Genomic DNA, 14,955 nt, shown 5'->3' on the forward strand with positions numbered 1-14,955 from the left:
GGGCACACCCCCCTCACGTCACATTTCTTCACGAGGAGTTCACGCCTCCCGTGACACGCGCTCGGCGAACTCGGCCACGAACTCGCCGATTTTGCGCTCAGGATGAGCCACCATGGCCGAAAGGAGGTGCACATACTCCTGGACCCACCGGGCCACCGCACCGTCCGGGAAATAGCCGGAGCGGTGGTTGGCCGCGATGACCGAGAACTGGTCGGTGAAGTGGATCTCCACCCGGAGCGGATGCTCCGTCTGCGCGAGCACCTGGACCGGCGTCGCCGCCCCGAGCACCGACATGAGACGTCCCAGGCCGGCGATCATGCCCGGCACGTTCTCGTTGACGACGTAGCTCTCGAAGAGCGGATCGGTGGTCTGCAGACCACCGCCCAGCTCCCGGAGCGTCTCCGGCGTCACGTACTCGTAGTCGCTGATCGCCTTGATCCGGTCCTGCACCCCGGTGAGCCAGGTCAGCAGGTCCGCCTCGGGGTCCACCGTCGTCGCCACCGGCAGGATGTTGAACATCAGGCCCGCCGCCTGGTCGACGTCGACCGAGGTGGTGCTGCGGCCCGACATCAGCGCGCCGCTGACCACCCGGTCCGAGCCGGTGATCGCGCTCAGCAGCAGTGACCAGGCGCCGTACACCACGCTGTTGACACTGAGACCGTTGCTCCGCGCCAGCCGCGTGATGCCCTCCGCGTCCTCGTCCGAGACGACCACGAACTCCTGCTGGACCGGGATCGCGACGTCGGCACGGCGCTCCTCCTCGGGCAGCGTGATCCGCGCCCCCGGCAGCGTCACCCCGTCCAGCTGCTTCTGCCAGAACTCCTCCGCGCCGCTCATGTCGCGCTCGGACTGCTCCTGGCAGAAGTCGCCGTAGGCCGCCGCCGGCGGGATCACCAGCGGCTCCTTGCCGGCCGACAGGTTCTCGTACGTGTCGAGGAGCGTGCGGACCATCATCGCCGCGCTCCAGCCGTCCTGCGCGAGCAGCGTGAAGAAGTGGATGTACTCCCACGTGTCGTCGGCCAGCCGGAACAGCCCAAGCCGGGTCTTCCCCAGCGAGGCGTAGAAGCCGCGCCGCCGCTCCGCCTCGATGAAGGCGGCGATCCGGCGCTCCTGCTCGACGTCGGACGCGGCCCGCAGGTCGAACGTCTCGAAGCCGATCTTCACACCGGTGCGGACCACCTGGATCCAGCGGTCGTCCTCGTCGCGCACGTAGCTGGACCGCAGCGACGGGAACTGGTCGATGGTGTACTGCCACGCCTTCTCCAGCGCGACCGGCTCCAGCTTGTTGCCCTGGAAGCGGAAGCGCTGGTGGGTGATGTAGACGCCCGAGTCCGGTGCCCGCTCGACGAACTCCAGCGCGTTGCGCTGCATGCCGGTCGCGGGGTACGCGTCGGCGGCGTCCGGGAAGCGGGTCCGCGCCCATTCGAGGAGCGCGGCGTCGCGCTCCACCTTGGCCTTCGCCCGGACCGGGCCGCGGGACTCGGCGAGCGCCGCGAGCTCCTGGATCGTCGGGCTCTGGAAGACGTCCTGCGGCGTGAGCGCCAGACCCTTCGCGGTCGCCCGGCTCACCATCTGGATGCCGAGGAGGGAGTCGCCGCCCAGGGCGAAGAAGCCCCGGTCCACGGTGATCTCCTCCAGGCCGAGGACCTCCGCCCAGATCTCGGCGAGCTGCTCCTCGTACCGGGTGCGGGCCTGGACGACCTGCTCGGTCGAGCGCACCCCGCGCTTCGGGAGGGGCAGCGCACCGCGGTCGAGCTTGCCGTTGGCGGTGACGGGGAACCCGTCGAGCGCGACGATCGCGGACGGCACCATGAACTCCGGGACCCGGTCCCGCAGGAAGGTGCCGGCCTCCGAGGTCAGCCAGGTGCCGAGCTCGGCGAGCCCGGGACGGTTGGCGTGCCGCAGCAGCGGACGGCCCAGCTCGTCGCGGTCCGTCCAGTCCGCGGCGCACGCGCTGTCCGGGCGGCGGAAGAGCACCCGGTAGGCGCCGTCGGAGCGCCCGCCGGCCCAGGCGGCATCGGCCAGGTAGCCGTGCTCGCCGGCGAGGGCCCGCAGGACGTCCGGGTCGATGCCCCGGCCGCCGGCACCACCGGCGCCGGCGAGGCCCGCGACCGCGGTGCCGTCGGCGGCGGAGGCCAGCGCGGCCACCAGCTCGCGACCCGCGGCGGTCCTCGGGTTGGGCACCGCGTCGATCTCCACGGCGTCCGGCCGCTCCTCGGCCAGGATCCGGCGCACGTCCTCCAGTGAGGACCAGGCCACCCGGGCCGGGCTCGGGACGGCGGCGCCGTCCAGGTGCAGGACGACGTCGTAGCCGTACGCGACGAGGTCGTCGGCCTCGTCACCGGCGGCCCGCAGGGCCACCTCGACCCGGGAGATCCGCGGCAGTTCGGTCCGCAGGACGGAGAAGAACTCGGGCGCGAGCGCCAGTTCCCGCTCGTCGGCGGCCCGCTGGCGCACCCGCTCCTTCAGCTTGCCGACGGTCAGACCCGCCTCGGCGCGCGCCGCCTCGGCCTCGGTCTGGAAGGTCTCCAGGAGCGGCAGGCTCCGGATGCCGCCGAGGACGATCGCGCCGCCGGGCCGCACCAGGTCGAGGGCGCCCGTGAGGACGTCCCGCAGCCGGGCCGGGTCGGGCAGGCGCCGGGTGACGGCGTCGAGGACCACCGCGTCGAAGGGCTCGGCGCCCAGGCCGGACAGGTCCTCCTCGGACCGGTGCAGGACCTGGCCGTCGACCGCCTCGGGCAGGGCCGGCAGGACCTCTTCGCGGATCCGTCCGACGGCCGCACCGGACGGCTCGGCCGCCACGTACGCGGTGGTGTGCGGGGCGACGCGGGCCATCAGGGCGCCGTCGCCGGCACCGAGCTCCAGGACCCGCCGCGGGGCGAGCGCGAGGACCCGCTCCGCGAGGGCCGCACCGGACGCGTCCTGCTCCAGGATCCGCTCGCGCTCCGCCTCCAGGGCCTCGGCCGAGGCCTGCGGGACGGCCGCGTCCTCGCCGGGGACCACGTACGCGACGAGCTGCTTGTCCTGCCCCTCGGTGACCTCCCGCGCCATCACGACCACGTCGCGGACGGCCGGGTGCTCCCGCAGGCCCGCCTCGATCTCGCCGAGCTCGATGCGCATGCCGCGCACCTTGACCTGGAAGTCCGTACGCCCCTGGAACACCATGGATCCGTCGGGCAGGAAGCGGGCCAGGTCGCCCGTCTTGTAGAGCGTGGCGCCCGGAACCGTGCTGAACGGGTCGGGGACGAACCTCTCCTCGGTGAGCTCCGGCCGGTTGAAGTAGCCGCGGGCCACGCCGACGCCGCCGATGTACGCCTCGCCGGCCGCGCCGATCGGCACCGGCCGCAGGTTGCGGTCGAGGATGTAGATCTGCGTGTTGGCGATGGGCGTGCCGATGGAGACCGGGGCGCTGCCGAGGTCCCGGGGGCATTCCCAGCAGGTGCTGTCGACGGAGCACTCGGTGGCGCCCCACAGATTGGTGACGGTGGCGTTGGGCAGCCGGTCGTACACGCCCTTGATCGAGGTGGCCGGCAGGTCCTCACCGCTCGCGATCACGCGGGTGATCGAGGTGCAGGCCTCGATGCCCGGGTGCTGGAGGAAGACCCGCAGCATGGAGGGGACGAAGTGCAGGGTGGTGACGCCCTGCTCCTGGATGAGGGTGGAGAGGTACTCGGGGTCCTTGTGGCCCTCGGGGCGGGCGACGATCATCCGCGCGCCGGTCAGGAGGGGCCAGAAGAACTCCCACACCGAGACGTCGAAGCTGAACGGCGTCTTCTGCAGGACCCGGTCGTCCGGGGTCAGCCCGTAGTACTCCTGCTTCCACAGCAGTCGGTTGACCACGCCGCGGTGGGTCATCATCGCGGCCTTGGGGCGGCCGGTGGAGCCGGAGGTGTAGATCATGTACACCAGGTCGTCCATGCCCACGGGGCTCTCCGGCCGGGTGTCCGGCTGGTCCGCGAACTCGGCGGCATCGTCCAGGAGGAGGACCTCGGCCTGGTGCTCGGGCAGCCGGTCCAGCAGGTGACGCTGGGTCAGCAGAAGCCGCGGCACGGTGTCGTCGAGCATGAACGCCACGCGCTGGCGCGGATAGGTCGGGTCGATCGGCAGGTAGGCGCCGCCGGCCTTGAGGACGGCCAGCAGGCCCACGACCATCTCGACCGACCGCTCCATCGAGATCGCGACGGGCTGGTCGGGCCCGACGCCCATGGCGAGTAGCCGGTGGGCGACCCGGTTGGCCCGGCGGTCGAGGTCGGCGAAGGTGACGTCCTCGCCGTCGAAGGTGACGGCGACGGCGTCCGGGGTCCGGTCCGTCTGGTCCTCGATGAGGGTGTGGAGGCAGCGGATCTGCTCCTCGGGCCAGACGCGGTCGGTGTCGTTCCAGTCGACGAGGATCCGCCGCTCGATCTCCGGCGTGAGGACCGGGAGTTCGGAGACCCGCCGCTCACGGGCGCCGGCGAAGGCCTCCAGGACGACCCGGTAGCCGCCGAGCAGCCGCTCCACCGTGTCGTGGTCGAACAGGTCGCTGTCGTACTCGGCGTCGACGAGCAGCGCGTCGGGCAGTTCGGTCACCGAGATCTCGACGTCGAACTTGGACGTGTCGTTGTGGATCTCCATGACGTCGGCGAAGGCCGCACCGCCCGGGCCGGAGTCGCCGCTGTGCCGCTTCATGTCGAAGACGACCTGGAACAGCCCGTTGGTGGCGGGGCCGCGCTCCGGGATCAGCTCCGCGACGAGCGCGTCGTACGGCACGTCCTGGTACTCGAAGCCCTGCTTGACGGTCTCCGAGACGCGGGCCAGGAGTTCGCCGACGGTCGGGTCGTCGCCGAGGCCGGTCTTGAGGACGACCGTGTTGACGAAGAAGCCGACCAGGTCCTGGAGGGCCTCGTGGCGGCGGTTGGCCATGGCGCTGCCGACGACGACGTCGCCGGTGCCGTCGGTCTCCCCCGCGTACCGGTGCAGGATCACCTTGAGCGCGGCGAGCAGCGTCGTGAACAGGGTCACGCCCTGCTCGGCGCTGAACGCACGCAGGCTCTCTGCGAGTTCGCCCTCGACGCGGAAGCTCGTGGCACCGCCCTGCAGGCGCTGGACGGCCGGGCGCGGCCGGTCGGTGGGCAGCTTCACGGCGGACGTGACGTCACCGAGCAGGTCCCGCAGGTTCGCGAGGCGGGCGGCGAGCGCGTCGGCGTCGAGCGAGTCCCGCTCCCACACGGCGTAGTCGGCGAACTGCACGGGCAGTGCGGGCAGCGCGGGCTCGCGGCCCTCGGCGAAGGCCCGGTAGGCGGCCTCGATCTCGCTGCCGAACACGCCGCCGGACCAGGCGTCGGCGATGATGTGGTGCAGGTTGACGACCATGCGGTGCTCGTCGTCGCCGAGCCGGAACAGCGTCACCCTGGCCAGCGGACCGCGCGCCAGGTCGAAGACGTGGCGGGCCTCCTCGCCCACCAGCCGCTCGTAGGCGGCCTCCCGCTCCTCGGGGGTCTCCCCCTCCGCGGCCACGACGGGCACGTCCAGGGTGAGGGTCGGAGCGATCTCCTGCCAGGGGCGGCCGTCGGCGCTGGGGAAGGTGGTGCGCAGCGCCTCGTGCCGGCGGACGACCTCGTTGACCGCCCGCCGCATCACCTCGGGGCGCAGGTCGCCGGCGAGCGGCAGGGCCATGACCACGTTGTACGCGGGGCTGTCGGGCACCAGCTGGTCGAGGGTCCACAGCCGCTGCTGGCCGAAGGAGAGCGGGATGCGGTCGGCGGACCCGGCGAGGCGGCGCTCGGCGGCGACCCGCAGCAGCGCGTCCTCCGGCTCGGTGCCGTCGACGCGGGCGTCGATCTGCTCGGCGACGAACCGGGCGAGGGCCGCGGGCGAGGGCTGCTCGAAGAGCGCGGTCACCGGCATGGTCAGGCCCGTGGCCCGGTTCAGCCGGTTGCGGGCCTCCAGGGCGGTGAGCGACTCGAAGCCCAGGTCGAGGAAGGGGCTGTCGACGTCGACGTCCTCGGGCGAGCCGTGCCGGAGGACGGCCGTGATCGTACGGACGACCAGGTCGAGGGCGGCGGCGTAGCGTTCCTCGGCCGTGCCGTCCAGGAGGCGGGCGCGCAGCTCGTCGGCCTCGTCGTCGGCCTCCTCGGGCAGCGCGGACAGGATGTCCTCGCCGGTGTCGCCCGAGGTGACGGTGTCGATCCAGAAGCGCTTGCGCTGGAAGGGGTACGTGGGGAGGTCGACGTGGGCGCCGGTGCCTTCCGGCAGCACCGTCCGCCAGTCCACGGACACGCCGGCGGCGAAGGCCTCGCCGAGCGCGGAGAGAAGCTGGGCGCGGCCGCCGAGGCCGTTGCGCAGGGTGCCGAGGGCGCAGAACGCGGTGGTCTGCCCGGTGAGGGTCTCCTCGACGGCGGGGACGAGCACCGGGTGCGGGCTGACCTCGATGAACGAGTCGAAGCCCTGGCGGGCGAGCGCGGCGACGGAGTCGGCGAACCGGACCGGCAGGCGCAGGTTGCGGAACCAGTAGGCGGCGTCGGCCTCGGTGGTGTCCAGCCAGTCGCCGGTGACGGTGGAGAAGAACGGCACCGCGGCACGCTTCGGGGCGACCGGGGCCAGCTGCTCGGCGAGGGCGGCGCGCAGCACGTCGACCTGCGGGGTGTGCGAGGCGTAGTTGACGGGGACCCGGCGGGCCCGTACGCCGTCGGCCTTGCAGCGCTCGACGAGCTCGTCGAGGGCGTCGGCGTCGCCGGCGACGACCGAGGAGGTGGGGCTGTTGACCGCGGCGACCGCGAGCCGGTCCCCCCAGGGCTCCAGACGGGCCGTCACCTCGTCGGAGGGGAGCGCGACGGCGGCCATGCCGCCCCCGCCGGCGAGGGTGCGCACGATCTCCTGGCTGCGCAGGGCGACGATGCGGACCGCGTCGTCGAGGCTGAGCGCCCCCGCCACGTACGCGGCGGCGATCTCGCCCTGGCTGTGGCCGAGCACGGCGTCCGGGCGGACCCCGCGGGCCCGCCAGACGGCGGCGAGCGAGACGGCGACGGAGAAGAGCGCGGGCTGGACGACGTCGTCGCGGTCGAGGCCCGGCGCGCCGGGCGCCTCGCGCAGGACGTCGAGCAGCGACCAGTCGACGTACGACCGCAGGGCCCGGTCGCAGGCCTCCATCTCGCGGGCGAACACCGGTTCGGTGTCGAGGAGTTCGACGCCCATGCGGGCCCACTGCGAGCCCTGGCCGGGGAAGACGAAGACGGTGCGGCCCGTGACGCGGACGCGTCCGGTCACCGTGTCGGCGGACTGGCCGCCCGCGGCGAGCTCCTTCAGGCCGTCGAGGAACTCGGAGCGGTGGCGGCCGACGAGGACGGCGCGGTGCTCGAAGAAGGTACGGGCGGCGAGCGCGCTGCTCACGTCGGCGGGCGCCGTCTCCGGGTGGGCGTCGGCGAACGCGAGGAGGCGGGCGGCCTGGTCGCGCAGGGCGGCGGCGGACCGGCCGGTGAGCGCCCAGGGCAGGGGCCGCTCGTCCTGACCGGCGTCGGCCGTCGCGGCCTCGGCCGCGGCCACGGTCCGCGGGTCCGCGTCGGCCGCGCCGTCGGCGGCGTCCGCTGCGGCGGGCCGCGACTCGGGGGCCTGCTCCAGGATGACGTGGGCGTTGGTGCCGCTGATGCCGAAGGAGGAGACGGCCGCCCGGCGCGGGGCGCCGGTCTCGGGCCAGGGCTGGAGGCCGGCGACCGGCTCGACGGCTCCCTGGGACCAGTCGACCTGTGGCGTGGGCTCGTCCAGGTGGACGAGGCCGGGCACCTCGCCGTGACGGATCGACAGGACCGTCTTCATCACGCCGAGGACACCGGAGGCGGCCTGGGTGTGGCCGATGTTCGACTTCAGGGCGCCGAGCAGCAGCGGGCGGCCCTCGGGCCGGTCCTGTCCGTAGGTGGCGAGCAGGGCCTGGGCCTCGATCGGGTCGCCCAGGGTGGTGCCGGTGCCGTGCGCCTCGACCAGGTCGATGTCGGCCGGCGTCAGGCGGGCGTTCTCCAGGGCCTGGTGGATCAGCCGCTGCTGGGCGGGGCCGTTGGGGGCGCTGAACCCGGAGCTGGCGCCGTCCTGGTTGAGGGCGGAGCCGCGGACGACCGCGAGGACCCGGTGGCCGAGGCGCTGGGCGTCGGAGAGCCGCTCCAGGGCGATGACGCCGACGCCCTCGGACCAGCCGGCGCCGTCGGCGGCAGCGGAGAAGGACTTGGAACGGCCGTCGGGGGCGAGCAGACGCTGCCGGGACAGCTCGACGAACGCCTGCGGCGTCGCCATGACCGTGGCACCGCCGACGAGGGCGAGCGAGCACTCGCCGGAACGCAGGGCGCGTCCCGCCTGGTGGAGGGCGACGAGCGAGGAGGAGCAGGCGGTGTCGACGGTCATCGCCGGGCCGGAGAGGCCGAGGGTGTACGAGATGCGGCCGGAGGCGAGGCTGCCGGAGCTCGTGTTGCCCAGGTAGTCGTGGTACATGAGGCCGACGAAGACACCGGCGTCGCCGCCCGCGAGGGACTTGGGGTCGAGCCCGGCGCGCTCCAGCGCCTCCCAGGAGCATTCCAGGAGGAGCCGCTGCTGCGGGTCCATGGTCAGCGCCTCGCGCGGCGAGATGCCGAAGAAGGCGGCGTCGAAGTCGGCGGCGTCGTGCAGGAAGCCGCCCTCGCGGACGTAGCTGGTGCCCGGGTGGTCCGGGTCCGGGTGGTAGAGCGCCTCCGTGTCCCAGCCGCGGTCCTCCGGGAACGGCCCGACGCCGTCACGGCCTTCGGAGACGAGCTCCCACAGGCCCTCGGGAGTGGTCACGCCGCCGGGCAGGCGGCAGGCCATGCCGACGACGGCGAGCGGTTCGTTCGCTTCGTCGACGAGCTGCTCGTTCTCCTGCCGGAGGCGTTCGTTCTCCAGCAGCGATGCCCGAAGCGCCTCGACGAGCGAGTCGGAAGAGGTGTCCAATGGTGTCTCACTCCCACGTGGTGTGTCGTACGGCCTGGCGGATCCGGGCACCGTCACGCGCTCCCGAACTGTTCGTCCAGCAGGCTGAAGATCTCGTCCGCGGTTGCGGACTCGAGGGACCCGGTGTCGGGCTCGGAGGTCCGGGCCCAGGCACGCGTCAGTTCCCTGAGGCGGGCGACGAGCTGGTCGCGCGTGGCGTCGTCCAGCGTCGTCGCCGACACCGTCGTGCTCAGATGGTCGAGTGCCGCGTGGATCGGGCCGCCGCCGGCGACGGGCGACGGGCCGGCCTGATCGTCGGCGAGTTGCGTACGGAGGAACTCGGCGAGCGCCGCCGGGGTCGGGTGGTCGAAGACCAGGGTGGCCGGGAGGCGCACGCCGGTGGCCGCGCCGAGCTGGTTGCGCAGTTCGACGGCCGTCAGCGAGTCGAAGCCCAGCTCCTTGAACGCGCGGTCGGGGTCGACCGCGTCGCCGTCCCCGCCCTCGTGTCCGAGGACGGCCGCGGCCCGGGCCCGGACGAGCTCGGTGAGCCGGTCGAGCCGGTCCGCCTCGGAGAGCGCCGCGAGCTCGGCGCGCAGCGCGTCGGGTCCGTCGGCGGCGCTCGCCGTGGTCTCGGGGCCCCGCGCGGCGCGGCGGCCGGTGCCGAGGAGCGCCCGCAGCACGGGCGGCACCTCGCCGGGGCCCGTGTGGGCCCGCAGGGCGGGCAGGTCGAGCCGGGCGGGGACGAGTGCGGGAAGGTCGTGGGCGCGCGCCGCGTCGAGGGCGGCGTCGAGGAGCGCGAGCGCCTCGTCGGCGGTCATGGCGGCGATGCCGGGGGCGGCGAGCCGGCGCAGGCCGGCCTCGTCGAGGTCTCCCGTGATGTCACTGGCCTCGGCCCACAGGCCCCAGGCGAGGGCGGTGGCGGGGAGGCCGAGCCGGTGGCGCCGGCGGGCGAGCCCGTCGAGGAAGGCGTTGGCGGCCGCGTAGTTGGCCTGTCCGGCCCGGCCGAGGACGCCCGACAGGGAGGAGAACAGGACGAAGGCCGACAGGTCCGTCTCGCGGGTGAGCTCGTCGAGGTGGAGCGCCGCGTCCAGCTTGGGGCGCAGCACCCGGTCGAGCCGCTCGGGGTCGAGCGCGGTGACGACGCCGTCGTCGACGACGCCGGCGGTGTGCACGACGGCGGTGAGCGGGTGGGCGGCCGGTACGGAGCCGAGCAGCGCGGCGACCTCGGCGCGGTCGGACACGTCGCGGGCGGCGACGGTGACGTGCGCGCCGAGCGAGGTCAGCTCGGCGACGAGGGCGTCGGCACCGGGGGTGTCGAGGCCCCGGCGGCCGACGAGGAGCAGGCGGCGCACGCCCCGTGTGGTGACGAGGTGCCGGGCGACCAGGCCGCCGAGGGTGCCGAGTCCGCCCGTGACGAGCACGGTGCCGGGGTCCGTGCCGGCCCCGGTGAGGGGCGCGGGCCCGGTGGCCGGTGCGGAGGCCGCGGGGACCCGGACCAGGCGCGGGGCGAGGATCGCGCCGGAGCGCAGCAGCGTGTCCGGTTCCCCGGTCGCGACGGCCGCGGCGAGTTCGTCGACGGACACGGTCTCCGGGTCGGCGGCGCTCACGAGGACGAACCGTCCGGGGTGTTCGGCCTGCGCGGACCGGACGAGGCCGCGGACCGCGGCGCCGGCCGCTCCGGCGAGCGTCCCGGGGCCGTCCTCGGTGTCCTCGTCGGGGGTGACGAGGACGAGGCGGGTGTCGGCGAGCCGGTCGTCGGCGACCCAGTCCTGGACGAGCCGGAGCACTCGGGTGAGGGCGGTGCGGATCGCGTCGGCCGGGTCGGCGGAGGTCTCCAGGTCCGGGAGGAGGCGGGAGAGCGGGACCAGGGCGAGCCGCGGCAGCGGGGCGCCGGTCCCCGCCGTGCCGGCGAGCGCGGCCGGGTCGGCGTGCCGGGGCAGTCGTGCGAGGGGGCTCGCGGGGTCGGCGGGCGCGTCTCCGAGCAGGACGCAGGCGCCGGCGTCCGGCCGTTCGCCCGGCTGCGGGACGGCCGTCAGGTCGAGCCGGAAGAGCGCGTCGCGGTGCGGGGCGCCGGAGGCCCGCAGCTGATCGGCGGTCATGGGGCGGACGGTGAGCCGGTCGACGGAGACGACGGGGGTGCCGGTGGCGTCGGCGGCCCGCAGGGTGACGTCGTCGCCGTCCCGGCCGAGGGCGACCCGCAGGGCGGTGGCGCCGGTGGTGTGGCTGGTGACGCCGTGCCAGGCGAAGGGCACGAGGAGCGGTGCGGCGTCCGGCTCCTCGCCGAGCCGGTCGGCGAGGACGGCGTGCAGGGCGGCGTCGAGCAGGGCGGGGTGCGGGCCGTGCCCGGCGGCGTCCGCGGGGGTCCCGTTCCCGGGGGCGACCTCGGCGAGGAGTTCGTCGCCGCGCCGCCACAGGGCGCGCAGGCCGCGGAAGGCGGGGCCGTACGCGATGCCGAGTCCGGCCAGCCGGTCGTAGAGCCCGTCGAGGGCGACGGGGGTGGCGCCGGGCGGGGGCCAGGCTCCGCGCAGCACCTCCCAGGCGCCGCCCGTCGGCAGGGCGGGCGTGCCCGGGGCCCCGGGGGCGAGGGCGCCCTCGGCGTGCAGGGTCCAGGGTGCTCCCGGCTCGGCGTCCTCGGGCCGCGAGTACAGGGCGAAGGAGCGGCGTCCCGAGTCGTCGGGGGCGCCGACCGCCGCCTGGAGGTCGATCGCACCCTCGTCGGGGACGGGCACCGGGGCGTGCAGGGTGAGTTCCTCCACGCCGGCCGGGCCCGACTCGGCGGCGAGGCGCGCGGCGAGTTCGACGGTGGCGGTGCCGGGCAGGAGCGGCGTCCCGGCGACGGTGTGGTCGGCGAGCCACGGGTGGGTGTCGAGGGCGAGGCGTCCGGAGTGGAGGACGGCGCCGCCCTCCGCGGCGGGGCCGGCGAGGTCGACGGCGGCACCGAGCAGCGGGTGCCCGGTGGCGCGCAGTCCGGCGGCGCGGACGTCGCCCGCCGCGCGGACCGGTTCGTCGAGCCAGAAGCGCTTGCGCTGGAAGGCGTACGTGGGCAGGGGCACGGTCCGGGCGTCGCCGCCGGCGAGGAGCGCGGGCCAGTCGACGCGGACGCCTCCGGCGTGGAGCAGGCCGAGGGAGGTGAGGAAGCGGTCCGCTCCGCCCTGGCCGCGGCGGAGGGTGGGGACGACGGCCGCGTCGGCCCCGGCCTCGTGGACGAGCTCCTCCAGGCCGTAGGTGAGGACCGGGTGGGCGCCGCACTCGACGAAGGCGCGGTGGCCGTCGGCGAGGAGGGCGCGGACGGCGCCGGCGAAGTCGACCGGGCGGCGGAGGTTCTCGAACCAGTAGGCGGTGTCGAGCGTGTGGCCGTCGACGGGGCCGCCGGTGACGGTCGAGTAGAACGGCGTGCGGAGTTCGCGGGTCTCGAACGTGCCGATGGTGTCGAGGAGTTCCTGCTCGACCAGGTCGATGTGGGCGGAGTGGGAGGCGTAGTCGATGGGGATGCGGTGGGCGGTGACGCCCTCGGCCGCGCAGTGGGCGAGGAGTTCCTGGAGGGCGTCGAGGTCGCCGGAGACGGCGGTGGCCGAGGGGCCGTTGACGGCGGCGACGGTGATCCGTCCGTCCCAGCGGCTCAGGAGCTCCTCGACCTCGGCGACCGGGCGGGGCAGCGAGGCCATGCCGCCGCGGCCGGTGATCGCGGCGCGGATGGGCCGGTTGCGGCGGGCGACGATCCGTACGGCGTCGGGCAGGGAGATCGCGCCGGCGACGCAGGCCGCGGCGATCTCGCCCTGGCTGTGGCCGACGACGGCGGTGGGCCGGACGCCGCAGGACTCCCACAGGGCCGCGAGGCCGACCATCATCGTGAACAGGGCGGGCTGGACGACCTCGTCCTCGTCGAGGGCGCGGGCGCCGGGCGCTCCGCGCAGCACGTCGGCGAGCGACCAGTCGAGGTGGCGGTCGAACTCGTCGAGGCACTCCTGGACCCGGGCGGCGAACACGGGCGAGCTCTCCATCAGTTCGGCGCCCATGCCGGCCCACTGCGGGCCCTGGCCGGGGAAGACGAAGACGGCGCCGGTGCGGGGCTCGGCGGGTGCCGTGCCCTGGGCGAGTCGCGGCGAGGTCTCGCCCGCGGCGAGGGCGGCGAGCGAGGCGGTCAGCTCCTCGCGTCGGGTGCCGACGGCGACGGCGCGGTGCTTGAGGGCGGAGCGGCCGGTGGCGAGGGTGAGCGCGATGTCGCCGTCCCTCAGGGCGGGTTCGGCGTCGAGGTGGGCGAGGAGTCCGGCGGCCTGGGCGCGCAGGGCGGCCGGGGACTTGGCGGACAGGACCCACGGGACCGCGGGCGCGGGCGCGGCGGCGAGCGGCGCGGGCCGCCCGCCGTCGGCAGCGGGAGCCGCTTCCCCGTCGTCGGTCGCGGTGGCGGCCGGGGCCGCTTCCCCGTCGCCGGCGGGCGCGGTGGCGGCCGGAGCCTCCTCGATGATGACGTGGGCGTTGGTGCCGCTGAGGCTGAAGGAGGAGACGCCGGCCCGGCGCGGTTCCCCCGTCCTGGGCCAGTCGGTCCGCTCGGTCAGGAGGCGCAGGCCGCCGGCGGCCCAGTCGACGTGTGGCGTCGGCTCGTCGATGCCGAGGCTGGCCGGCAGGACGCCGTGCCGGAGGGCGAGGACGGTCTTGATGGTGCCGGCGAGGCCGGACGCGGCCTGGGTGTGGCCGATGTTGGACTTCACCGAGCCGAGGAGCAGCGGTCGTCCGTCGGGACGGTGCGCGCCGTAGGTGGCGAGCAGCGCCTGTCCCTCGATGGGGTCGCCGAGGACCGTGCCGGTGCCGTGCGCCTCGACGGCGTCGACCTGGTCGGCGGTGAGCCGGGCGTCCTCGAGGGCCTGGCGGATGACCTGTTCCTGGGCGGCGCCGTTGGGGGCGGTCAGGCCGTTGGAGGCGCCGTCCTGGTTGACGGCGCTGCCGCGCACGACGGCCAGCACCTCGTGCCCGGCGCGCCGGGCGTCGGAGAGGCGTTCCAGGACGAGCACGCCGACGCCCTCGGAGAAGGCGGTGCCGTCGGCGGCCGCGCCGAAGGGCTTGCACCGGCCGTCGGGGGCGAGCCCGCCCTGGCGGCCGAACTCGACGAGCATCGCCGACGTCGACACGACGGCCGCGCCGCCCACCAGGGCGGTGGCGCACTCGCCGCCGCGCAGCGCCCGGACGGCGTCGTGGAGGGCGACGAGCGCGGACGAGCAGGCGGTGTCGATGGTGACGGCGGGGCCCTGGAGGCCGAGGGTGTAGGCGATGCGGCCGGAGGCGAAGGCCGCTCCGGCGCCGTTGATGAAGTAGCCGTCGAGGCCTGCGGTGCCGGACGCGGTGAGGTGGGCGGCGTAGTCGCCGCTGATGATGCCCATGTAGGCGCCGGTACGGCTGCCGTGCAGGGAGTCGGCGGGGATGCCCGCCCGCTCCAGGGCCTCCCACGCGGTCTCCAGGAGGAGCCGGTGCTGCGGGTCCATGGCGACGGCCTCGCGGGGCGAGATCCCGAAGAAGTCGGCGTCGAACTCGGTGGCGTCGTCGAGGAAGGCCCCGAAGGTCCGTACCGTCGCGCTGCCGTCGGCGTTGGTCACGGTCAGCTCGTCGAGGTCCCAGTTGCGGTCCTCGGGTGTGCCGGAGACGACGCTGCCGCCGTCCGTCAGCAGCCGCCACAGGTCCTCGGGCGTGCGGATCCCGCCCGGGAAGCGGCAGGCCATGCCGACGATCGCGATCGGCTCGGCGGTCTCGGCGGCGGCCAGCCTCTCACGCGTCTCCAGGAGCTCCGCGGTGACGCGCTTGAGATAGCCGCGAAGCTTGTCCTCTGTACTCACCACTACCCGTCCCCCGACCGTCACACGGCTCGTCAATACCTGTAAGCCTCGGTACTCGGGCGCCTGCAGAACAGGCAGAACCGGCGGCGAAACCTCGTATTCGAAATTCCGATGAACCGCCGGAGTCCGTTGTGTCCCCTTTTTTCCGGGTCCGGCGGAGCGGCTTGAGTTATTCGGAAAAAGATGGTTAGCCTGACCGCCGGGGGAAATTCGCGTGACCCTGCCG

Annotated in this window: 1 protein-coding gene and 1 pseudogene; both read right to left on the reverse strand. The window is 74.7% G+C overall.

The features are described from left to right. Positions 1–39 precede the first annotated feature (39 nt). Entirely contained in the window at positions 40–8,925 is an 8,886-nt protein-coding gene (locus GGE06_RS19240; protein ID WP_184931336.1) for a non-ribosomal peptide synthetase/type I polyketide synthase, read from the reverse strand. A gap of 53 nt (positions 8,926–8,978) precedes the next feature. Next, positions 8,979–14,729 (reverse strand): annotated as a pseudogene (locus GGE06_RS19245) (type I polyketide synthase); the annotation flags it as partial. Positions 14,730–14,955: the final 226 nt, after the last annotated feature.

Source organism: Streptomyces nymphaeiformis, from assembly GCF_014203895.1.
Classification (GTDB): domain Bacteria; phylum Actinomycetota; class Actinomycetes; order Streptomycetales; family Streptomycetaceae; genus Streptomyces; species Streptomyces nymphaeiformis.